At 65.3% G+C, this 22582-nt stretch carries 22 protein-coding genes, 1 tRNA gene and 1 pseudogene; 13 read left to right on the forward strand and 11 right to left on the reverse strand.

All coding sequences use genetic code 11. The annotated features are described in order from the left end of the window. From C4S70_RS13285 to ccmI, 6 genes are all read left to right on the forward strand, one after another. Positions 1-1008, forward strand: coding sequence for a flagellin N-terminal helical domain-containing protein (locus C4S70_RS13285; RefSeq protein WP_104008597.1), 1008 nt, complete (start codon positions 1-3; stop codon positions 1006-1008). Further along, entirely contained in the window at positions 1005-2102 is a 1098-nt protein-coding gene (locus tag C4S70_RS13290; protein ID WP_104008598.1) for a flagellar basal body P-ring protein FlgI, read from the forward strand. Before C4S70_RS13285 ends, C4S70_RS13290 begins: the two co-directional genes overlap by 4 nt. Before the next feature lie 346 nt (positions 2103-2448). Beyond that, complete coding sequence (locus C4S70_RS13295; protein ID WP_104008599.1) at positions 2449-4443, forward strand: heme lyase CcmF/NrfE family subunit; 1995 nt, start codon at positions 2449-2451, stop codon at positions 4441-4443. An 8-nt stretch (positions 4444-4451) separates the two neighbouring features. Beyond that, complete coding sequence (locus C4S70_RS13300; RefSeq protein WP_104008600.1) at positions 4452-5012, forward strand: DsbE family thiol:disulfide interchange protein; 561 nt, start codon at positions 4452-4454, stop codon at positions 5010-5012. Beyond that, complete coding sequence (locus C4S70_RS13305) at positions 5009-5497, forward strand: cytochrome c-type biogenesis protein (RefSeq protein ID WP_104008601.1); 489 nt, start codon at positions 5009-5011, stop codon at positions 5495-5497. Before C4S70_RS13300 ends, C4S70_RS13305 begins: the two co-directional genes overlap by 4 nt. Continuing rightward, positions 5494-6633 carry a c-type cytochrome biogenesis protein CcmI gene (gene ccmI / locus C4S70_RS13310; protein ID WP_104008602.1) on the forward strand — a complete coding sequence of 380 codons (1140 nt, stop codon included), beginning with the start codon at positions 5494-5496 and terminating at the stop codon, positions 6631-6633. Before C4S70_RS13305 ends, ccmI begins: the two co-directional genes overlap by 4 nt. A 7-nt stretch (positions 6634-6640) precedes the next feature. Here ccmI and C4S70_RS13315 read toward each other — a convergent pair whose 3' ends face one another. Continuing rightward, positions 6641-8767: a protein-disulfide reductase DsbD family protein gene (locus C4S70_RS13315; protein WP_104008603.1), complete on the reverse strand. Its 2127-nt coding sequence runs from the start codon at positions 8765-8767 to the stop codon at positions 6641-6643. Between the two features lie 192 nt (positions 8768-8959). Next, entirely contained in the window at positions 8960-9988 is a 1029-nt protein-coding gene (locus C4S70_RS13320; protein ID WP_104008604.1) for a trans-3-hydroxy-L-proline dehydratase, read from the reverse strand. 266 nt (positions 9989-10254) lie between these two features. Here C4S70_RS13320 and clpS point away from each other — a divergent pair, with 266 nt between their 5' ends. The 4 genes from clpS (at position 10255) to hemF (ending at position 13368) form a co-directional block, all read left to right on the forward strand. Further along, on the forward strand, positions 10255-10578 hold the full coding sequence (gene clpS / locus C4S70_RS13325) for an ATP-dependent Clp protease adapter ClpS (RefSeq protein WP_104008632.1): 324 nt from the start codon (positions 10255-10257) through the stop codon (positions 10576-10578). Between the two features lie 10 nt (positions 10579-10588). Further along, a complete protein-coding gene (locus C4S70_RS13330; RefSeq protein ID WP_104008605.1) occupies positions 10589-11578 on the forward strand; it encodes a class I SAM-dependent methyltransferase in 990 nt (329 codons plus the stop codon). Positions 11579-11661: 83 nt separating this feature from the next. Continuing rightward, positions 11662-12462: an SDR family NAD(P)-dependent oxidoreductase gene (locus tag C4S70_RS13335; RefSeq protein ID WP_104008606.1), complete on the forward strand. Its 801-nt coding sequence runs from the start codon at positions 11662-11664 to the stop codon at positions 12460-12462. A gap of 12 nt (positions 12463-12474) precedes the next feature. Then, positions 12475-13368 carry an oxygen-dependent coproporphyrinogen oxidase gene (gene hemF, locus C4S70_RS13340; RefSeq protein ID WP_104008607.1) on the forward strand — a complete coding sequence of 298 codons (894 nt, stop codon included), beginning with the start codon at positions 12475-12477 and terminating at the stop codon, positions 13366-13368. Positions 13369-13419: 51 nt separating this feature from the next. On the opposite strand, the gene C4S70_RS18670 is transcribed toward hemF, so the two are convergent. Then, positions 13420-13503 (reverse strand) — tRNA-Tyr (locus C4S70_RS18670). A gap of 125 nt (positions 13504-13628) precedes the next feature. Between C4S70_RS18670 and rlmB the strand changes: the two genes are divergently transcribed. The 3 genes from rlmB to C4S70_RS13355 all read left to right on the forward strand — a co-directional run bounded on the left by rlmB (position 13629) and on the right by C4S70_RS13355 (position 15635). Continuing rightward, on the forward strand, positions 13629-14396 hold the full coding sequence (gene rlmB, locus C4S70_RS13345) for a 23S rRNA (guanosine(2251)-2'-O)-methyltransferase RlmB (protein WP_104008608.1): 768 nt from the start codon (positions 13629-13631) through the stop codon (positions 14394-14396). A gap of 151 nt (positions 14397-14547) precedes the next feature. Continuing rightward, a complete protein-coding gene (locus C4S70_RS13350) occupies positions 14548-14949 on the forward strand; it encodes a YHS domain-containing (seleno)protein (protein ID WP_104008633.1) in 402 nt (133 codons plus the stop codon). A gap of 215 nt (positions 14950-15164) precedes the next feature. After that, a complete protein-coding gene (locus C4S70_RS13355) occupies positions 15165-15635 on the forward strand; it encodes a CoA-binding protein (RefSeq protein ID WP_104008609.1) in 471 nt (156 codons plus the stop codon). 11 nt (positions 15636-15646) lie between these two features. Here C4S70_RS13355 and C4S70_RS13360 read toward each other — a convergent pair whose 3' ends face one another. The 8 genes and pseudogenes from C4S70_RS13360 to fba all read right to left on the reverse strand — a co-directional run bounded on the left by C4S70_RS13360 (position 15647) and on the right by fba (position 22574). Beyond that, positions 15647-16237, reverse strand: coding sequence for an HD domain-containing protein (locus C4S70_RS13360; RefSeq protein WP_104008610.1), 591 nt, complete (start codon positions 16235-16237; stop codon positions 15647-15649). 73 nt (positions 16238-16310) lie between these two features. Then, complete coding sequence (gph, locus tag C4S70_RS13365) at positions 16311-16964, reverse strand: phosphoglycolate phosphatase (protein ID WP_104008634.1); 654 nt, start codon at positions 16962-16964, stop codon at positions 16311-16313. Further along, on the reverse strand, positions 16961-17518 hold the full coding sequence (locus C4S70_RS13370) for a thioredoxin family protein (protein WP_104008611.1): 558 nt from the start codon (positions 17516-17518) through the stop codon (positions 16961-16963). The genes gph and C4S70_RS13370 overlap by 4 nt, the downstream gene beginning before the upstream one ends. Positions 17519-17533: 15 nt before the next feature. Beyond that, entirely contained in the window at positions 17534-18241 is a 708-nt protein-coding gene (locus C4S70_RS13375; protein ID WP_104008612.1) for an HAD family hydrolase, read from the reverse strand. A gap of 10 nt (positions 18242-18251) precedes the next feature. Next, positions 18252-19178, reverse strand: coding sequence for an MBL fold metallo-hydrolase (locus C4S70_RS13380; protein WP_104008613.1), 927 nt, complete (start codon positions 19176-19178; stop codon positions 18252-18254). 72 nt (positions 19179-19250) lie between these two features. Continuing rightward, complete coding sequence (rpe, locus tag C4S70_RS13385; protein ID WP_104008614.1) at positions 19251-19949, reverse strand: ribulose-phosphate 3-epimerase; 699 nt, start codon at positions 19947-19949, stop codon at positions 19251-19253. A gap of 70 nt (positions 19950-20019) precedes the next feature. Next, a pseudogene (locus C4S70_RS13390) lies at positions 20020-21399 on the reverse strand (ribulose-bisphosphate carboxylase). 95 nt (positions 21400-21494) lie between these two features. Further along, positions 21495-22574 (reverse strand): class II fructose-bisphosphate aldolase, encoded by a 1080-nt coding sequence (fba, locus tag C4S70_RS13395; RefSeq protein WP_104008615.1) that lies wholly within the window; start codon positions 22572-22574, stop codon positions 21495-21497. Positions 22575-22582 lie beyond the last annotated feature (8 nt).

Below are 22582 nucleotides of genomic sequence, written 5' to 3' on the forward strand. Positions count from 1 at the left end.
ATGACGGTTACTTCCATTGGCGATCTGGCGCGAAGCATGATGTTGCGCATTCAGACCTCGGAACGCAAGGCCGAGCATGACCGTCTGACGGCGGAATTGGCATCCGGGCAGACGATGGACATTGCCGAACGCGTCGGCGGCGACATGTCGATTGTCGTGGACATGAACAGCCGTTTCTCGCGCCTCGATGCCTACGATCTGGCGATTGAAGAGGCCAATATTATGGCTGCGACGATGCAATCGGTGCTGGACGGAATGCGAAGTGACGCCCGAGAATTGGGGACGCTTCTTCTGGGCATGACCGAAGCCAGTATGCCGCAGGAGCGCGCGCAGGCCAGTTTGCAGGCCCGATCTAGCCTCGAGTCGGCGATTTCGGCATTGAACACACGGATTGCCGGACGGAGCCTCTTTGCCGGGGCCGCGACCGATCAACCGGCGCTGGCGGATGCGGACCTTCTGATCTCCGAGTTGAAATTAGTCCTCGGTGGTCTCTCTGACTGGCAGGAAGTCGTGCAAGCGGCCGATCAATGGTTTGAGGATCCGTCGGGCTTTGCGTCGGCGATCTATCGTGGCGGCGAGAGTTCTCTGACGCCGTTCCGGGTCGCTGACGGAGAGGACTTGGGCGTCGCCAAGCGCGCCGACGATCCTGCGTTTCGTGCGCTGTTGCGCGACACCGCGCTGGCGGTTCTTGCGACGGATCCGGACTTGGGGCTGACCGGCGCCGGTCAGAGCGCGCTCTTGAAGCGCGCGGGCGAACGCATATTGACAGATCACGGGAAGATCACGGAAATGGCTGCCGAAATCGGCCACATCCAGTCGCTGCTCGAAGAGTTCGGCGTTCGCAACGCGGCGGCGCGGACGGGATTGGAACAGACCCGCAACGAGTTGTTTGCTGCTGACCCCTACGAAGTCGCTACGCGCTTGAAGGATGTGCAGTTTCAGCTCGAAAGCCTCTACACCGTGACCGTCCGGTCGGCCAATCTCTCTCTGGTGAACTTTCTGAAATGATCCGATTGTTCCTTTTCGTCATCCTGCTTTTCCCGATGATCGCCAATGCAGCGGCCGTTCGCCTGAAGGACATGGTGGAAATCGATGGCGTGCGCGGCAACGACCTGGTCGGCTACGGGCTGGTGGTCGGGTTGAACGGCACCGGAGACGGTCTGCGGAACGCGCCGTTCACCGAAGAGATCATGTCGAACATGCTGGAACGATTGGGTGTTAATATTACAGGCGAGCAGTTCCGGCCCAAGAATGTCGCAGCGGTCATGGTTACAGCGGTTTTGCCGCCCTTTGCCCGGGTTGGGAGCCAGATCGACGTGACCGTGTCCGCGATCGGAGACGCCAAGAGCTTGTTGGGCGGCACGCTGATCATGACCCCTCTGAATGCGGCGGACGGCAAGATTTACGCCGTCGCCCAAGGCGCCGTTCTGGCCGGCGGGGTGTCCGCCGAAGGCCAGGCGGCGAAGGTCGTGACTGGTGTGCCGACGTCGGGAATCATTCCGGCTGGCGCCCGGGTGGAGCGGGAAATCGACTTTGATTTCGGCTCACTTTCCACCGTAAGGCTGGCCTTGCGAGAACCTGACTTTACGACGGCTGGTCGGATCGAAGAAGCCGTGAACCGCGCATTTCGGAAACGGGTCGCAGTAATGCGCGATTCCGGCACCGTCGAGATCGACATAGCCGCAACCGGCATGAAGTCGACGGCCCATGTGATCGGACGGATCGAAAACATACCGGTAGAGCCGCAGCGTAAGGCGCGGGTGGTCATCGATCAGCGGTCAGGTACGATTGTAATGGGCGATGACGTGCGGCTGTCGCGGGTCGCGGTATCGCAGGGGAACCTGACACTGAAGATCGAGGAAAGCCCGTTGGTTGTGCAGCCCAATCCGTTCGCGCAGGGCGATACGGTTGTCGTACCGCGCACCGGGGCTTCGATCGAGCAGGACGGCGGGGTTTCCCTGGCCGAAGTGCCCGAGGGCGCCTCGCTGTCGCAGGTTGTTGCGGGGCTCAACGCGCTGGGTGTTTCTCCGCGCGACATGATTGACATACTGAAGAGCCTGAAGGCGGCGGGGGCGCTACACGCAGAGTTCGTGGTCAGATAATCGGCACAGAGCCTGAAAACGAGAATCGCGGATGCCCGGCCACAAGGGCGACACGCGCGGTGGCGGGGCTCCACTAGAGGGTGGGCGCCAGCGCATCCGGGTACGCGAAGAAACCTCCCGCAATAGCGGAACGGACAGCATGGGGCGCAACTTGGCTGTGGCCCGCATCCAGCGAGGTTGCCGTTTCCGGCGCGGGAGGCGCAGTCTCATCCTTGGCGGACGGCCGCGCAGACCGGGTCACGTTGCCGCGAGAGGCTTGCATCCCAGATGTTAATCCTTGACATTCCGCCTACTGGAAGTCCCAACGTTGACGGTGTAACCCGCCGCGCAACTGAGGAAGCCGAACATGATTCCCGAAGTCGGTCATCTTGCCCTGTCGCTGGCTCTGGCAGTAGCGTTGATCCAGAGCATCTTGCCCATGCTGGGCGCGTCTCGCGGCAACCTCGCCTGGATGCGGTCGGGGCAGAGCTTGGCGCTGGTTCAGCTGGCGCTGGTCGCGATCGCCTTCGGGGCGCTGATGTGGTCCTTTGTCGTCAGCGATTTCTCGGTGCGAAACGTGGCCGAGAATTCGCATTCGATGAAACCGATGATCTACAAGATCGCCGGAACCTGGGGCAGCCACGAGGGCTCGCTCTTGCTGTGGGTGTTGATCCTGACCATCTTTGGCGGCGGCGTGGCCCTGTTCGGCGCCAACATTCCCGATGCGCTGCGGGCGCGCACGCTGAGTGTTCAGGGCTGGATCTCGGTCGGCTTTCTGTCGTTCATGCTGTTCACCTCGAACCCGTTTGCACGGCTTGTCAACCCGCCGCTGGACGGTCAGGACATGAACCCGCTGTTGCAGGATATCGGCCTCGCCCTGCATCCACCGTTCCTCTATCTCGGCTATGTCGGGTTTTCGATCGTGTTCTCATTCGCCGTTGCCGCCCTGATCGAGGGCCGCGTCGATCCGGCTTGGGCGCGCTGGGTGCGCCCCTGGACGCTGGCGGCCTGGACGTTTCTGACCGGCGGGATCGTTCTGGGGTCATGGTGGGCCTATTACGAACTGGGCTGGGGCGGCTGGTGGTTCTGGGATCCGGTCGAAAACGTTAGCTTCATGCCTTGGCTGGTGGGAACGGCGCTGCTGCATTCGGCGATCGTGGTGGAAAAGCGGGACTCGTTGAAAAGCTGGACCATTCTGTTGGCGATTCTGACCTTCTCGCTGTCGCTGCTGGGGACGTTCGTGGTGCGCTCGGGGGTGCTGACCTCGGTGCATGCCTTTGCCACCGACCCCTCGCGCGGCGTTTACATCCTGCTGCTTCTGGGGATCGCGATCATTGGCTCATTTGCCCTGTTCGCCTGGCGTGCGCCAGCAATGGAAGGCGGCGGTCTCTACCGCCCCGTCAGCCGGGAAAGCGCGTTGCTCATCAACAACCTGCTGCTGGCGACGGGCGCGGCAACGGTGCTGTTCGGCACGCTATATCCGCTGGCGCTCGAAGCGGTGACGGGCGAAAAGATCTCGGTCGGGCCGCCCTATTACAACGCGGCCTTCGTGCCGGTGATGCTGCCGATGGTAATCCTGGCCGGCATCGGTCCATTCCTGTCGTGGAAGCGGGCTGACCTGGGCGGCGTACTCGATCGGCTCAAGCTGGTAGCCGGGGTCAGCCTGGTCGCCGGCATCGCCATCTGGGCCGTGACCACCGAAGGGTCGATCCTTGCTGCGGCGTCGATTTTCGCGGCAACCTTTCTGCTGCTTGCCACCGTCCAGGAATGGGCTTGGCGGATCAAGCTGGGCAAGGCGCCTCTTTCGGAATCGCTGCGCCGTGCCCGCAACCTGCCCCGTTCGGCCTGGGGCATGTCGCTGGCGCATCTGGGGCTTGCTGTTTGCATCTTCGGGTTCGTCGGCTCGACAATCTGGAAATCCGAGACCGTCGCCTTTGCCGAGCCGGGCAGCACGGTCGAGGTTGCCGGCTTCGAGCTGACCTTTCGCGGCTCCGAACGGGTTAAGGGCCCGAACTATGAGGCGATCCGTGGGATCCTGGACGTGACCCGCGACGGCAAGCCGGTCACGACGCTTTATCCGGAACGGCGCAACTATACCTTTGCACGGTCGCAGACCACGGAATCGGCGATCAGATCGACCGTTCTCGGCGACCTTTACACCTCGATTCGCGAACCCGCGGATGAAAACATCCGCAACACGTGGACGTTGCGCGTGGTTTATGAACCGCTGGTCCGGTTCATCTGGCTGGGCGCCGCGCTGATGATCCTGGGCGGGCTCGTGTCGCTGAGCGACCGCCGCCTGCGGGTGGGTGCCCCCGCGCGCGACAGACGCCGCGGCATGGCCGCAGCCCCTGCTGAGTGAGAGGGTAGATGAAACGCATACTCTGGTTCCTTCCCTTGATCGTCGCGGTCGCGATCGGCGGCTTTGCGCTCTGGGGCCTTGTCGCGGACCGCGACCCGAGCCGCATTCCGTCGGTGCTGATCGGCCGGCCCGCGCCGGCGATTGCGCTTGATCCGGTGCCGGAGCTTGGCACGCCGGGGCTGAGCACGGCGGATCTGACCGCCGGAGGTCGGCCCGTGCTGGTGAATTTCTTCGCGTCATGGTGCGTGCCGTGCAAGGCCGAGCATGCGGTGCTGAGCCGGCTTGCTCGCGAACATGGCGTCACGCTCTATGGCGTGAACTACAAGGACAAGGCGGATGACGCCCGCCGCTGGCTGAACGATCTGGGCAATCCTTATGCCCGGATCGGGTGGGACAATTCCGGCCGCGCCGGCATCGAATGGGGGATCTCGGGCGTGCCGGAAACCTTTGTCATTCGTGGCGACGGCATCGTGGTTCACCGGTATGTCGGCCCGATCGTCGGTGCCGATGCCCAGCAGGAGATTCTGTCGGCGCTGCGCGAGGCGGGCCTGAAGGAGCCGGCGTCATGACGCGACTGGTCTCGCTTGTCCTGATTGTCGCGCTTGGGCTCTTGCCGATGCTGGCGCGCGCGGTGGAGCCCGACGAAATTCTGGACGACCCGAAGCTTGAGGCCCGGGCGCGGGCGATTTCCGCCAATGTGCGCTGCGTGGTCTGCCAGAACGAACCGATCAACACCTCGAATGCCGGGATCGCGCGGGATCTGCGCATTCTGATCCGCGAACGGCTCAAGGCCGGCGACACGGATCAGGAGGTTCTGGATTTTCTCGTGGCGCGTTACGGCGACTTCGTCCTGTTCAAGCCGCCGTTCAAGCCCGAAACATGGGCGCTGTGGCTGGCGCCGTTCGTGATTTTTGCCGCAGGCGGGGCAGGCATCTTCGTGATGTTGCGTCGCACAGGTCAGCGAGACACGGCCGGCCCGGAAAAACTGAACCCGGCAGAAGAGGAAAAGCTCGCCCGTATCATGCAGTCCGACAACCCGGAGGCAGAGAGTTGAATTTCTGGATCGCCGGCGCGGCCCTGACCGCGCTGACCACGCTGGCTCTGGTGGTGCCGGCCTTGCGCGCCCGATCGCGCCGCGAATTCGCCGGACAGGAACAGGCCGTCTATCGCGACCAGCTTGAGGAAGTGGACCGCGACGAGCAGCGGGGCCTGATTTCAGGCGCCGAGGCCGAGGCCGCCCGCGCCGAGATCAAACGGCGCATGCTCAAGGCGGCCGAGCGGACGGACAAGCGCGCCGATGCCAGTGGCCAGAGCGGAAGATGGGTGATCGTCGCGGCGGCGCTGGCGGTGCCGGTGCTGGGCGTGGCGATCTACGGCCGGCTGGGGCATCCCGAGATGCCGTCGGCGCCCTTTGCCGATCGGGCCGACGAACGCGCCACGGTCGGCGACATGAACGTGCTGGTCAAGCGGTTGCGCGAACGCCTTGTGTCGGACCCGCAGCTGCGCCCCGAAGGGTGGCTGATGCTGGCGCGGACCTATATGGAAATGGGCCAGCCGGAAGAGGCCGAATGGGCCATGTCCACGCTGATCCAGCGTGGCGGCGACCAGCTGGGGCCGGATGTTTACGCCATTCATGCCGAGATCCTCATCAACATGGACGATGGAATCGTCTCTCCCAAGGCCGAGGCGGCGCTGGACAAGGCGCTGGGCATGGACCCCGAACACGTTGCCGCGACCTACTACAAGGCGCTGGCACTGGAACAGTCGGGCGAAATGCAGCGCGCCTATGAGATGCTGAAGGCGCGGGTCGAGGCAGAAAAGACCTTCCAGCCCTGGATGAAGCCCTTTGCCCGTCGCGCCGACATGCTGGCGCAGAAGATCGGGGCCGAACAGGTCGTCGTGCCGCAAGCCGCGCCGGGACCAACCGCGGGGGATGTCGCCGCGGCGAGCGAAATGACGCCCGAAGAGCGGCAGGACTTCATTCGGTCGATGGTGCAGCGGCTGGCGGACAGCCTGGCCGAGCAGCCCGACGATCTGGATGGCTGGCTGAGGCTCGGCAACGCCTACCGGGTGCTGGGCGAGGCGGAAAAATCGCTGGACGCCTATCGCAAGGCGCGGGATCTGGCGAAGGATCTGCCGGCCGATGACCCGCGCCGCAAGGTGATTGCGGACGCCTTGGCGGGGCAATAGGGTCGGGTCAGTTCGCGCGGGCGAGATCGGTGACGGCATCGCCGCCCGCCTTGCGCAGGGCGTCCAGCACGAGATCGGCGGTCAGCACTTCGGGCAGCAGAACGCCGTCCGGGGCCTCGGGGCCATAGACCGCGTTGAACGGGATGCCATAGCGGCCGTGGTCCCTGAGGAAACGCGCGATCCGGTCGTCGGGGCGGGTCCAGTCGGCCTGCATCGGCACGACGTCGCCGCCTCCGTTCAGGATCCCGGCCACCGGGTCGCGATTTATCACCAGCGTCTTGTTCGCCTTGCAGGTGATGCACCAGTCGGCGGTGATGTCGAGAAACACGATCTGTCCCCTCGAGACACGCCGCGCGATATCGCCGCGATCGAAGGGGATCCAGTCGATCTCCTGCCCCTCGGCAATGCGCGAGGCACCGGCAATCCGGGAGTCGATCACCAGCGGGGCGGCAATGGCCAGCGCGGCAAGGCCGGCGACCGCCGCCCCGCGCAGGCGTCGCAGCCCGCCGGTTTCCGGCAGGCGCAATGCCAGCAGGGCGACGGCCAGGGTCAGGGCCGCGGTCACCGCGATGGCCGTTTCGCGCCCGCCGACGCCCGCCAGCACCCACAGCAACCAGGCCGCCGTGCCTGCCAGCAGCAGGCCGAGCGCGGCCTTGACGACGATCATCCACCGTCCGGGTTTGGGCAGAGACGCGACAAGACCGGGACGCGCCGCAACGGCAAAATAGGGCAGCGCCAATCCAAGTCCCATTGCCGTGAAGATCACGAAAATGTCCACCGGCCGGCCCGCCAGGGCAAAGGCGACCGCCGTGCCCAGGAACGGGGCCGAACAGGGCGTGGCCAGCACCGCCGCAAAGGCGCCGGTGAAGAAATCGCCGGCAAATGTCGGCTGTCCCGATGCCGCGGCCAGGCGGCTGGTCCAGGATTGTGGCAGGGTGATTTCGAACAGGCCGAACATGTTGGCCGCGAACAGCACCACCAGCAGCGTCATGATCGCCAGGAAAACCGGGTTCTGGAACTGGATGCCCCATCCGACGCTGAGCCCGGCCTGACGCAGCGCCAGCGTCACCCCGGCCAGCGCCCACATGAAGGCGATGATCCCCGCCGACGCCATCAGGAACCCCGCGCGCACCCGCGCCGCGCCCTGCGCGCCGACTTTCATCGCCGAGGACAGCTTGACCGACAGCACCGGCAGCACGCAGGGCATCACGTTCAGGATCAGCCCGCCGATCAGCGCCACAATCGCCATGTTCAAAAGCGTCCCGAGGCTCGCCCCGGCGATCGCGCGTTCATAGGGCGGCGGGGGAACCTGTGCGCCAAGCGCGGTGCGCTCCAGGCTGGCCGCACGGTGGCCATCGGTCACCGTCACCGCGACGGAGTTCGCCGCGTCGTCGAAATTCGTGAACGGGATCCGCGCCCAAAGCAGGCGGCCGCCGTCGCCCAGCCGGATGTCGGGCGCGGCAAAGGTGGTGTCCTCGGACATCTCGGGAAAGATGTCGGGGGCGCGGAACGGCCGGTCGCTGCGCAGGACAACCACCAGCGCGGGTTCGGGGGCGGTCTCGAGCGCGGCGTGCTGCAACGCGATCCCGGCGCTGTTGCCATCCGTCGGCACCCTGGCCGCCCAAGCGGCGATCCGATCGGCCGAGGCCCGGTCGATCCCGTCGCCGGGGCCAAGGTCGAGCGACAGCGCAAAGTCCTGCGGTATGCAGACCTGCGCACAGGTCAGCATGTTGACCCGCGCCCGCAGCCTTACCGGCTTGCCCGGTTCCTTCAGCGCGATGCTCAGGGGAAAAAGCACTTCGTCCTTGTAACCGAAATTCTCGATTCCGAAGGCACGGAACCGGTGCGGGGCAGGCCACATGAACTGCACCTCGGCCACGTTTTCCGATCCCGACCAGTCGATGGCGGGCGGAATCCCGACTTCTCCGGCCGAACGCCAGTAGGTCTTCCAGCCGTCCTTCAGCGTCACTTGCAGCCCCGCTGATAGGGTTGCCGCGCCGGGGGCGACCCCATCATTGGCGGTAACGAGCCGTGCCGTTGCCGCCTCGGAGGTGAAGGCCTGCGAGGTTGCCGCCTGCGCTGGGGTCAGCAGCGTGGCGAGGATCAGCGTCAGAATTGCCGTGAGCACGGTCATTCCATGTCTCCTGCGCGGGTCGTTCGGACCGCCCGAAGGGCCGGGCCGTTGTTACACCCGGCTCCGCGGGATAGATAGGGGCGGAACGCTCACAAGTACGAGATTGCGACCTCTTGACCGCCCGCGGAACCGGTTCGCCGTGGCTAGCCCCTTGGCGACGGGTGATCCCCCAAGCCGGACCGGTCCACCAATTCAGCGCGCGCCCCAGGTATCGGTCAGGCGATAGCCGCCGGGCCAGGGGTCGTCGGGATCCAGCATGTGCTGGTGAATGCCGGTGATCCATCCGCGTCCGGTGATCTCGGGCAGAATGGCGGGACGCCCGCCCACGGCGGTTTCACCGACGATGCGTCCGATGAAGCGCGAGCCGATGATCGAACGGGTATCGAGCACCTGTCCCGGCCGCATCCGTCCCGCCGCAAGCAGCGCCGCCATGCGCGCCGAAACCCCGGTGCCGCATGGCGACCGGTCGATCTTGCCGGGCCGGATCGCGACCGCCGAGCGCGTCCTGAACCCCTCCTTCGTTTCCGCGAGCGGTGCGGCGAAATTGCAGAATGAAATGTGCTCCCAGCCGGACAGCTCGGGGTGGCAAAACCCCAGCTGTTCATTGGCCGCATCGGTGATGCGTGTGCCAATTCGGGCGATGTCGGCCGCCTCGTCCGGGGTGATCGAAAAGCCAAGCGCCGCTGCATCGACGATCACGAAACTGTCGCCGCCGAATGCGGTATCGACCTTGAGCGTGCCCAGCCCCTCGACCTCGAGCGCCGCGCCCAGCTTGTCGGCAAAGCTGGGCAGGTTGCGCACAGTGATGGATCTGGCCTTGCCCCCTTCGCATTGTGCGCGGACATGGACCAGCCCGCCTGGGGCTTCGAGCACAAGATCGGTCACCGGCTCCTGTATCGGGATCAATCCGCCGTCCAGCAGGACGGTGGCGACGCAGATCGAGTTGGAACCGGACATGGGCGGGGTGTCCTCGGGCTCCATCACGATAAAGGCGGCATCGGCGCGGGGATCTTTGGGCGGGACCAGAAGGTTCACATGCCGGAACACGCCACCGCGCGGTTCGTTCAGGACAAAGTTGCGCAGGGTTTCGTCCTCGGCGATCCAGCGACGCTGTGCCCAGACGGTGTCGCCGGGCGGCGGCATCACGCCGCCGACGATGACGTCGCCGACTTCGCCCTCGGCATGAGCGGAAATGACATGGATGGTGCGGGTGCTGCGCATCTGACGACTCCGTATCGTGACAAGGAAACCGTGAGCGAAGGGGGCGCGGCTGTCCACGAAAATGGTGCTGGCGACACCCCGGGACCGTTGCTGGGATGTCCCGAAACCGACGATCAAGCCCGCGCGCCCGCCGCGTGCACGAGGGCGCGGCCGGAATCTGGTGCGCTTGGGCTTTTCCAAGGCGGTCAAAAGGATATATAAGGAACGCCGCGAAAGACGAACCGCAACGATTTCCAGGGCGCGCGATGTTGCAAGGGCTATTGATGATGTCGGACAAGCCGGACGGCGGGGGCGAGGGAACCTCGGTCGTCGTCGAGACCCGAACGCGCACCCAGCGGCCTCCGCTCTACAAGGTGCTGATGCTGAACGACGACTACACGCCGATGGAGTTCGTGGTTCATGTGCTCGAACGGTTCTTTGGCATGACCCACGCGCAGGCCTTCGAGGTGATGCTGACCGTACACAAGAAAGGCGTGGCCGTGGTGGGCGTGTTCACCCACGAGATCGCCGAAACCAAGGTCGGGCAGGTGATGGACTTTGCCCGCCGCCATCAGCACCCGTTGCAGTGCACGATGGAAAAAGAGGACTGATCCCGAACCCATGGCTGCATCGCGCCTGACCCTTGCCCTGGACGGGGGCGGTCTCGTCTTGCCGGATGACGGCGTCATCTCGGCCATCCTGCCGCAACCGGGCGCGGACCTGTCGGCGCTGCCCCGCGACCGCGTGCAGGTGGTGCAACCGTTCCGGCCGTTCTTCGACCATTTCCGGCAGGCGGGTTTCGACACGGTGGCCGAAGCGGATGGCGACTGCGCCGTCGCCGTGGTGTTTCTGCCGCGCGCCAAGGCGCAGGCGCGCGCGCTTCTGGCGGATGCCTCCGCGCGGGCGTCGGATCTGGTGGTGGTGGACGGAGCCAAGACCGACGGCATCGACAGTCTGCTGAAAGAGGTGCGCAAGCGGGTGCCGGTCGAGGGGCCGATCGCCAAGGCCCATGGCAAGATCTTCTGGTTCCGACCCAATCCCACCGTCTTTGCCGACTGGCGCGCGCCCGATGCGCAGGTGGTCGAAGGCTTTCACACCGCGCCGGGCGTGTTCTCGGCCGACGCGATCGACCCGGCCTCGCGCCTGCTGGCCGAGGCGCTGCCCGCGCATCCGGGGCGCCACGTCGCCGACTTTGGCGCGGGGTGGGGGTATCTGGCTGCGCGGCTTCTGCGGGATGAGCGGCTGGAAACCCTGGATCTGGTCGAGGCCGATCACATGGCGCTGCACTGCGCGCGGCGGAACATCGCCGATCCGCGCGCCCGGTTCCACTGGGCGGACGTGGCCGGCTGGACGCCCGAGCGGCCGCTGGACGCGGTGGTCACGAACCCGCCGTTTCACGTCACCCGCGCGGCGGATCCGGCGCTTGGCCGGGCCTTCATAGATGCGGCGGCGCGGGTGTTGGCGCCCAACGGCGTGCTGTGGCTCGTGGCGAACCGTCACCTGCCCTACGAGGCCGCGCTGACCGACCGGTTCCGCGAGGTGGGCGAAATCGGCGGCGACAAGCGGTTCAAGGTTCTGCGCGCGTCTCGACCCTCTCGCTCGCGCCGCTGATGCCGGTTAAGCTGCGCGCCCAAGTGCGGGGCGATTCCCGCATCCAGAGCCCGCGCAACGGGCCGCAAGGAGGGAGAGTCTGAATGTCCTTTTCCATCGCCGGCAAGACCGCGATCGTGACCGGCGCCGCCAACGGCATCGGCCTGGCGATCGGGCGGCAATTCGCCGAGGCCGGCGCGAATGTCATGTTCGCCGATATCGACGAAGACGGGCTGATCGCCGAGCTGGGCGAACAGATCGAAGAGGGAAACGTCCGCTATTTTGCCGGCGATCTTCGGGAAAAGCTGACCGTGGCCAATCTGTTGTCCGCGACGGTGGATGCGTTTGAAACCATCGACATACTCGTGAACGGCGCGCGCCGGTTCGCGGTTTCGGACCCGCTGGACCCGGAGGACGATTCGGTGATGACGCTGATGAACCAGAACCTGATGTCGGCGCTGCGCCTTTCCCAACAGGTCGCCCGGCGGATGATCCGGCAGGCCGAAGGCCGCGAAGAGGGCATGGCGGGTTCGATCATCAACATCAGCTCGATCGCGGCGGATCACACCCGGCCCGACCTGCTGGCCTATTCGGTTTCCGCCGCGGCGCTGAACCAGATGACGCGGTCGCTGGCCGTGGCGCTGGCGCCGCACCGGATCCGGGTCAACGCGGTCGCCTTCGGGTCGGTGATGAGTGCTTCGTTGCAGGCGACGCTGAAGGAGAACCGCGAATATCGCGCAGCGATCGAGGCCGGCACGCCCCTTGGGCGGATCGGCGCGGCCTCCGAGCTCGCCGATACCGCGCAGTTCCTTGCCTCGGACGCATCCGAATTCATGACCGGCCAGGTTCTGACCGTGGACGGCGGGCGCAGCCTGCTGGATCCGGTGGCCGTTCCCGCGCATTGATCGGAGACACCCATGACCGACATGATGGAAACCGAAAAGGCCACCGCGAGCGCCTGGTTCCGGCGCTTGCGTGACGAGATCGTGGCGGCCTTCGAGGGGCTCGAGGACAGCCACGCCCAAGGGCCGCTGTCGGATCGCGCGCCGGGCCGGTTCGAGGTGACCGAGACGCGCCGCGCCTCCGAGGACGGGTCTGACGCCGGCGGCGGGCTGATGAGCGTGATGCGCGGCGGGCGCGTGTTCGAAAAGGTCGGCGTGAACGTCTCGACCGTCTATGGACAGCTGGGCGAGGCCGCACAAAAGGCGATGATGGCGCGCAAGGGGCTGCCGGGCATGGCGGACGATCCGCGTTTCTGGGCCTCGGGCATCAGCCTCGTGGCGCATATGCAGAACCCGCATGTGCCGGCGGTGCACATGAACACGCGCATGTTCTGGACCCCGCATGGCTGGTGGTTCGGGGGCGGGTCGGACCTGAACCCCTGCATCGAATATGACGAGGACACCGCCCATTTCCACGCCACGCAAAAGGCATATCTCGACCCCCACGGCACCGGGCACTATCCGCGGCTCAAGGCCTGGGCGGACGAATATTTCTACATCCCGCACCGGCACCGCGCGCGCGGTGTGGGGGGCATCTTCATGGATGACTACTGCACCGGCGACTGGCAGGCGGATTTTGCGCTGACGCAGGACATCGGGCGCGCCTTCCTGCCGGCCTATATGCCTCTGGTCGAACGTCGCCGCGCGCAGGACTGGACCGACGCGGACAAGGATGCGCAGCTGATCCACCGCGGGCTCTATGCCGAATACAACCTGGTCTATGACCGGGGGACAAAGTTCGGGCTCGCCACGGGGCACGATGCCAACGCGGTGCTGATGAGCCTGCCGCCGATGGCCAAGTGGCCCTGAGGCGCGTGGCATCAGCAGTCTGTCGCGAGCTGTCTGTCGTGAAAGGAGAGATGGTGGGCGACCTAGGAATCGAACCTAGCATGCGTCTCCGCGAGGGAGTTACAGTCCCCTGCCACACCTTGCGGCCTGTCGCCCATGCCCCGGTGCGGTTGCGCCCGGTGCGATCGCGTGATTACTAGCGTGGAAATGGGTCGTCAACAGCAAATTTTCAACCTTCGGACCCCGCCGGCATCGCGCGGTCCCGCAAGAGGGCTCTGACCATGAAAAAGCCGAAATGGGTGGTCGAGAAAGAGCGCGCGCGCAAGGCCGCCGCGCAGGAAACGGTCTGGCTGTTCGGCCTGCATGCGGTGCGGGATGCGCTGCACAACCCGCGCCGGGAAAAGCTGCGCCTGATCGTGACCAAGAACGCCTTTGACAAGCTGGCCGACGCAGTCCGGGCAGCGGGGATCGCGCCCGAGCTGGCCGATCCGCGCAAGTTCCCCGCGCCCATCGATCCCGGTTCCGTCCATCAGGGTGCGGCGCTCGAGGTGAAGCCGTTGAACTGGGGGGCGGTTGCCGATCACTGCATGGGGCAGGCGCCCCGGCTGGTTCTGCTGGACCGCGTGACCGATCCGCACAATGTCGGCGCGATCCTGCGCTCGGCCGAGGTATTCGGGGCCTCCGCCGTGGTCGCTCCGCGCCAGCATTCCGCGCCCGAAACCGGCGCGCTGGCCAAGACGGCCAGCGGCGCGCTGGAGCGGCAGCCCTATCTGCGGGTTCGCAACCTGGCCGAAACGATTCGCGAACTTCAGGACATGGGGTTCCTCGTTCTGGGGCTGGCGGGCGAGGCAGAGGAAGCCATCGAACAGGCCCTGGAGGGCCAGCGTGAGCGCCCGATCGCGCTGGTGCTGGGGGCCGAGGGGCCGGGCCTGCGCGCCAAGACCCGCGACACCGTGGACAAGCTGGTGCGCATCGACTCTGCCGGGCCTTTCGGGTCGCTCAACGTGTCGAACGCGGCGGCAGTGGCGCTCTATGCGGCGCGGCGCTGAGGTCACGAATCAGCCACCATCATTCACGTCGCTGTCAGGTGGGCTAGGCAACGGCCGGATCAGGGGGCATTCTTTGGGCATCCGCTCAAGAACCGTTCCGTTTGCAATGCCCCTACGCCGCCCGTTCGCCCTTTTTGCCGCCCTTTTCGTGATGACCGTCTCTGCATGGGCCGACCCTCCGGTCGTCAGTGCCGAGGGCGGCGTGGCGATTCGCGGCTATGACACAGTGGCCTATTTCCGGCAGGGCCAGGCCGTCCGGGGCCGCCCCGACATCGCCGTGCAGTGGAAGGGCGCGGTCTGGCGTTTCGCCAGCGAGGACAACCGAGAAACCTTCGAATCCAACCCGCGCGCCTATGCGCCCCGGTTCGGGGGCTATTGCGCCTATGCGGTGTCCCGCGGGCATCTTGCTGCCGGTGACCCAAGGGCATGGCGAATCGTTGGTGGCCACCTGTATCTGATTCACGATCCGGCATTGAAACGGGCGTGGGAGCGGGACATTCCCGGCAACCTCGCGCTGGCAGAGGCCAACTGGCCGGCCGTTCTGGGGCAATAATGGCTGCGGATCGGTAAAAAATCGCCAAATCAATCACAAAAATGCGACCGGTCTCTTTTTTTCTGAGAATGTTTGCCTAAATGACACAGTGACCGCGGATTGGAACTGCCGCAGGTCATTTCACTGTCCCTCGTTCCAAACTTGGCGTCCGGATTTGCCGGACGCCTTTTTCTTTGCCGCTTCCCTTGGCGGCGGGCCGGATTTAGGGTGCGGCCATGCCTGACTACAGTGACGAATTCCTCAAGAAGATCCTGACCCGCACCCGGACCATCGCGGTGGTGGGCGTGTCGATGAACCCGGTGCGGCCCAGCTATTATGTGGCGCGTTATCTGGGGCTGAAGGGGTTCAGGGTGATCCCGGTCAATCCCGGCCACGCAGGCAAGATGTTGTTCGGCCAGACCGTCGTGGGATCGCTCGAAGAGATCGAGGACAAGGTAGACATGGTGGACATCTTCCGCCGGTCCGAAGCCGTGCCGCCGATCGTCGATGCGGCGCTCGAGGCTTTCCCCGAGCTTCAGACCATCTGGATGCAGATCGGCGTCGAACACCCCGAGGCCGCCGCCAGGGCCGAGGCGCGCGGCGTGGACGTGATCCAGAATCGTTGTCCCAAAATCGAATATCAGCGCCTGTTCGGAGAGCTTCGCATGGGCGGGTTCGCCACCGGCGTCATCTCGTCGAAACTCTGAGCCCGCCGGGTTCAGTCGTCGGCGCGTTCGGCCAGCTCCATGTGGCCCTTGCGCCGGTTCAGCACCCGGCGCAGCATGGGTTCGAAGAACTCCAGCGGCCTGGTCGGGTAATCCGGGTCAAAGGCGCACTGATCGTATTTGTGGCAGAAATCCTTGCAGGCCTCGTAATGGGGGCTGTCGCGGTATTTTTCGCGCGCGTGCCGGTCCCCGCCCAGATGGTGGTTGTAGTAATAGCCCTGGAACACGCAGTGGTGTTTCAGAATCCAGTGCGTTCGTTCCGAAACATAGGGCTTCATCATCGCCGCGGCCAGCTCGCCGTGGTTGTAGGGCGACAGGGTGTCGCCGATGTCGTGCACCAGCGCGGCGACGATGATTTCCTCGTCGGCGCCGTCTTCCCAGGCGCGGGTCGCGGCCTGCAGGCTGTGCTGGTAGCGGTTGACCGGATAGGCGGTCCATTCCTCGTCCAGCGCGCGAATCGCGTCGAGGATCCGGTCGGGCAGGGCGTTGTTGTAGGCCTCGTCATATTCCATCACCGCCAGGAAATCCTCGCGGGTGGCGTTTCCGAAACTGGTCCAGGTCGGTTTGCGGGACTTGTCGAGCATCGGTGGTTCCCCGGCTGAAACTGCCCCCTGACGATACCCGCCCCGGTCGGCGTGACGTAGGGAAATCTTGCGCTCAGCCCGCCTGGACCCGTTCGATCAGCGCCGGCAGGTCGGCGTAGCGGTCGAACCGCGCGTTATGGGGCAGCGCCTCGACCGGCGACTTGCGGTAGCCTTCGGTGAACAACAGGAAGGGAACGCCCGCGCGCCGGGCGGTTTCGGCGTCGATCTCGCTGTCGCCGACATAGATGCCCGCCCCGCGGCCCAGCTGACCGAAGGTCCGGTTGAGCGGCTCGGGATCGGGTTTGCGCACCGGCAGGGTGTCGCCGCCGATCACCGCGTCGAAGAACCCGGCAAGGTCCAGCGCGTCGAGGATGTCGCGGGCGGGCGCCTCGGGCTTGTTGGTGCAGATGCCCAGTGCGAATCCGGCCTCGCGCAGTTGCGGCAGCACTTCGCGCAGGCCGGGATAGGGCGCGGTCAGGTCGCACGAGGCGCGGCTGTAGTGGTCAAGCGTCAGCTGCGTCAGTTCCTCATGCCGCGCCATGTCCAGCCCGGTGTGGCGAATCACCCGCTCGACCAGCTTTGGCAGCCCGTTGCCGATGAACGAGGTGATGGTCGGCAGATCCAGCGGCGCAAGGCCCTGGTCGCGCAGCATCGCGTTGGCCGCGGCACGAATATCGGGCGCGCTGTCCACCAGCGTGCCGTCCAGGTCGAAGACGATCGCAGTCACGCGTTTTCCTTCCACTTGATCGAACAGCCCATGGACGGGATCTGCTCTTTGGGTCCGCGGCCCGTCTCGGCGATCTGCTTCATCGCCTCAAAAAGGTCGCGGCGCAGGTCCGGCGGGCCGGCTTCCTTGCGCGAGGCATCCAGCCGCCCCCGATATTGCAGTTCCAGATCGGCGTTGTAGCCAAAGAAATCCGGCGTGCAGACGGCGCCGTAGGCGCGGGCCACGCCCTGCGATTCGTCATAGAGGTAGGGGAAGGTGAATCCCCGTTCCTCGGCCAGTTTCTTCATGTTGTCGAAACTGTCGGCGGGATAGGCAGTGGCGTCGTTCGAGCTGATCGCCGCGACACCGATGCCCAGCTCTTGGAGGTCGCGCGCATCCCGCACGATCCGGTCGATCACCGCCATCACATAGGGACAGTGGTTGCAGATGAACATGATGAGCGTGCCCTTGGGGCCTGCCACGTCCGCCAGCCGCCAGTTGCGCCCGTCGGTGCCGGGCAGGTCGAAATCCGGGGCCTTCAGGCCGAATTCGCAGACGGGAGGGATTGCAGCCATGGGGTGTCCTTTCCTTCAGGCAATGACCGGGAATAGCGCGCGCAGCCGGTCGATCGTGGAAACCTCCGAAAAACAGTCCAGCACCGCGCCCGCCTCGGCAAAGTCCTGATCGGCGGTATAGGGGCCGGGCGAGACGATGCAGCGCAGACCCGCAGCCCTGGCCGAAAGCAGCCCGTTGCGGCTGTCCTCGAAGGCAAGGCAATCGGCGGGGTCCAGCCCGAGCCGCTCAAGCGCCAGCAGGTAGACGTCCGGCGCGGGTTTCTTGGCGGCCACCATGTCGCCGGCGGCGATCACGTCGAACACCTCGTCGGCCGGCTTGCCCCAGCAGGCGCGGGTCAGCGCGTCCACGTTGGGCAGGTTGGTGGTGGTGGCCACGGCGACGCGAACGTCCCGGGCGCGGGCGTCCTCGATCAGCGCGGCAATGCCGGGGCGCAGCGCGATCTCGCCCGCCGCCATGAGGGCGGCGTAGCGCGCGGTCTTGCGCTTGTGGATTTCGGGAATCTTCGCGTCGTCCGGCGCAACCTTCGGCCCGTGGTCGCGGATATCGGCGCGCATCCGCTCCTTTCCGCCGGTCGTTTTCAGTAACTCCCGGTAGAGGTCGCGGTCCCAGCGCCAACCGAGTCCTTCCTCGGCAAAGGTTTCGTTGAACGCACGACGGTGGAGCTCTTCGGTCTCGGCCAGCGTGCCGTCCACGTCAAAGATCAGGGCGCGGATGGAGGACATGGGGTTCCCGTCAGCCGGTTTCGGGCACATAGCGATAGGCATCGCCCAGCCTTTCGACCCGTCCGATGCCGCCCTGGGGAAGGTGAAAACCGATCACGCCCATTTGCGCGTGGGCGATCTGGTCCAGAAGCAGAACGCGGGTATCTGCCCCCATCTGCCGGTCCTGATCCACCGCCGAACCCATTTCGGGGCGTTCGAAGTTGATGTGGTGATTGGTCACCGCGTCGCCCAGGATCATGACCGATTCGGACCCGCCGCGGATTTCGAAACTCATGTGGCCCGGCGTGTGGCCGGGAGTCATGCGGGCGGCGACGTTGGGCAGGATCTCTTCGCCATCGTCGAACAGCGTGATCCGGTCGGCCAGCAAGTCCAGCCGCCGCTTGGCCCCCACCGCCATGTTGGTGCGGGTCGGGGCGATCCGGTTCACCGTGTCCGGGTCGAACCAGTAGTCGAATTCGACGCGGCCCATCATATGCTTGGCGTTGGGAAAGAATGGTTCGTCAAAGTCGTCCAGAACGCCCCACAGGTGATCGGCGTGGCCGTGGGTGAACACCACATGGGTCACGTCCTCGGGGTTCAGCCCGATCGCGTCCATGGCCTCGGGCAGGGTGCCGACGGTGGGCAGAAAGCCGGAGCCCGAGCCTGCGTCGAACAACACCACGCGGTCGCCGTCGCGGAAGAGCGTGACGTTGCATTCGGGGCGAAACTCTTCGGGCGAAAGACCGTGCCTGCGCAGGATCGGCATGTATTCGGCCTCGGGCATGCCGCCGAGCACGAAGTTTCTTGGCTGCACCAGATAGCCGTCCGACAGCGTCGTCAGCTCGGCGCTTCCCAGGTTCAGCGTGGTCGCGGTCCAGCCGGTGCGCGCGGCGCCAGTCACGGCCAGCGCCAGCCCGGCACCGGCCCCATGCAGAAACGTCCTGCGTGTCAGTTCCATTCCGCGACCTTCCGATTGTTCCCTGGTCGCATTCAAGATTGAGCATTCGTGGGAACGAAGCAACAGAAACGGTCAGGCGACGCTCGACAGAACCCCTTCGGCGGCGGCACGGATGGCGCGGATGTTGTCGCCATAGGGCGCGGGGTTCTCGACCGAGCCGCCCTTGAACACCGCCGATCCGGCCACCAGAACGTCAGCACCCGCCGCCGCCACCAGCGGTGCGGTTTCGGGGGTCACGCCGCCGTCGATCTGGATATGCACCGGGCGGTCCCCGATCATCGCGCGCACGCGGCGGACCTTTTCGGTCAGGTCGATGAATTTCTGCCCGCCAAAGCCGGGGTTCACCGTCATCACCAGCACCATGTCGGCAAGGTCCAGAACATGCTCGATGGCCGAGGCCGGGGTCCCGGGATTCAGCGCGACACCCGCCTTGCAGCCGGTGGCACGGATCGCCTGCAACGTGCGGTGGATATGCGGCCCCGCCTCGACATGGGCGGTGATCATGTCGGCGCCGGCCTCGGCATAGGCTTCGATATAGGGATCGACCGGCGAGATCATCAGATGCACGTCCATGAAGGTTTTCACATGCGGCCGGAACGCCTTGACCGCCGGCGGGCCGAAGGTGAGGTTCGGCACGAAATGGCCGTCCATCACGTCCACATGCACCCAGTCGGCGCCCTGTGCCTCGATGGCCCGGATCTCGCGCCCGAAATCGGCGAAGTCGGCAGAAAGGATGGACGGGGCGATCTTGATGGAACGGTCAAAGGTCATGGCAGCCTCGTTTTGGGTGTTGGATGGGGTCGGGCGATACCGCCCGCCCCTCTTGGTTGCAACCCGCGGATCAGGCGGCAGAGTTGATCCGCAGCGCCTCGCGCCAGCCGGGATAAAGACGGTCGGCATCGTGCGGGAAGCTTTCGAAGGCGCGGGCGAATTCCTTGTGGTCCTTGGCGAACTCCAGCGGATCGGCGCCTTCTTTCCAGCATTGTTCCGCCTGGCGCAGGCTGGTGGCACCGGCCGCCGCGCCGTCGATATGGCCGAAGCTGCCGCCACCGGCGGTCAGGATCAGGTTGGAATGGCCGAGGTTCTGGAAAAATCCGGGCATCCGCAGCGCGTTCATCCCGCCCGAGATGATCGGCGTGGTCGGGTTCATGCCCAGCCATTCCTGGTGGAAATAGGGGCCATTCACGCTGTCTTCGGTGATCATGCGGGCGATGATGGTGTCGTCCTTCTCGCCCTCCATCTTGCCGTAACCCATGGTGCCCACATGGATGCCCGACGCGCCCTGAAGCCGCGCCATCTTGGCCAGCACGAAAGGCGGTATAGCCGCGCTTGGACTGGGGCGAGGTGACGGCGCCGTGTCCGGCGCGGTGGTAGTGCAGGTACTGTTTGGGGAAGGTCCGCCGCGCGGTGGTGATCGCCTGCGGGCCGGCCACGTAGCCATCCACCAGGAAGGCGCAATGGTCCGCGTCCGGCCCGAAGGTTTCCAGGATGTATTCGCCGCGGTGGATCATCTCGTGATAATCGTCGGCAGTGATGTTCCAGGAAAACAGCTTTGCCTGCCCGGTTTCGTCCTGCGCGCGCTTCATCGCGTCATGGACCAGCCGCACGGTTTCCTTGAACGGCGCAAACACCTGATTGCCTTGGGGCTCGTCGTTCTTGATGAAATCGCCGCCCAGCCAGAATTCATAGCAGGCATCGGCAAAGGGTTTCGGGCGCAGGCCCAGTTTCGGCTTGATGATGGTGCCGACGATGAAGCCGCCATTCACCACCGGCCGGCCCAGCACGCGCCACAGGTCGGAAATTGTGGTCGAAGGCCCGTCGAACAGACGCAGATAGGCCGGCGGGACGTAGAAATCGTGCATCTTGGCATAGGCCACGTCGCCCATGCCCTGGTTGTTGCCGATCGCAAGCGTCAGGAAGCTGGCGATCATCGCGCGCCCGTCGATCACGTTGCGGTCGAACAACTCGATCGGGTAGGCGATCTTCATCAGCTCCTTTTCCGGGTCGATCTCGTAGACCAGCGCATCGACGCCTTTGGTGAAATCGTCGGTTGTGGACACCTCGACATTGGTGCCGGTCGAGCTTTCGGCGGCGAAGTGGGCGGCGGTTTCGAGATAGCCATAGCCTTCTTTATGATATAAGCCACCAGAACGTGGCGGTCGCCTGCGATCAGGTCGGCCTCGTTCAGGGAAAGATCGGAATAGCGGTCAGACTGGTCCATTGGGGTCTCCTATCGGGTCGTTTGGTCGTTTCGGGGGCCGGCGCGTGTCTTGTGGAAGGGGTGCGCGCCGGCCCCTTTTCGTTTGGCAGCGTTTGTCAGGCGGCCGCTGCCGGGGTCACCGCAGGATCGAGCGCGCCGGAGGCATAGCGCTTCGCCATCTCGTCCATGTCGATGACCTTGATTTTCGACGCATTCCCGGCGGCGCCAAACCGTTCGAACCGGTCGTGGCAGAGCTTTTCCATTTCCTCCATCGCGGGGATCAGGAACTTGCGCGGGTCGAATTCAGTCGGCTTTTCGGTTGCCACCTTGCGGAACTGGCCGGTCATGGCCATGCGGCAATCGGTGTCGATATTGACCTTGCGCACGCCGGACTTGATGCCGCGTTCGATCTCTTCGACCGGCACACCATAGGTCTGGGGCATCTCGCCGCCATATTCGTTGATGAGATCCTGCAGGTATTGCGGGACGCTGGACGAGCCGTGCATCACAAGATGCACGCTGGGGATCTTGGCGTGGATCGCTTCGATCTGGCTGATCGCGAGGATGTCGCCGGTGGGCTTGCGGCTGAACTTGTAGGCGCCGTGGCTGGTGCCGCAGGCGATCGCCAGCGCGTCCACCTTGGTCTTGGCGACGAAATCGGCGGCTTGGTCGGGATCGGTCAGCAGATCCTCCTTGCTCAGCTTGCCCTCGGCGCCCGAGCCGTCCTCTTTCGCGGCCTCGCCGGTCTCCAGGCTGCCGAGCACGCCCAATTCGCCCTCGACGCTGGCGCCGACCCAGTGGGCCATGCGGGCAACGCGTTCGGTGATGGTGACGTTGTATTCATAGGACGCGGGCGTCTTCATGTCCGCCTCGAGGCTGCCGTCCATCATCACGCTGGTAAAGCCGTGGCGGATCGCGGTCATGCAGGTGGCTTCGTTGTTGCCGTGGTCCTGGTGCAGACAGACGGGGATGTGTGGGTACATCTCGGCCAGCGCGGCAACCATGTGCCGCAGCATGATGTCGCCGGCATAGGACCGCGCGCCGCGGCTGGCCTGCAGGATCACCGGCGCGTCGCAGGCATCGGCGGCCTTCATGATCGCCAGCCCCTGTTCCATGTTGTTGATGTTGAAGGCGGGCACGCCGTATCCGTATTCGGCGGCGTGGTCGAGAAGCTGTCGGAGCGTGATCAGTGCCATCTGTGCGT

Source organism: Jhaorihella thermophila (assembly GCF_900108275.1).
GTDB classification, from domain to species: Bacteria; Pseudomonadota; Alphaproteobacteria; order Rhodobacterales; family Rhodobacteraceae; genus Jhaorihella; species Jhaorihella thermophila.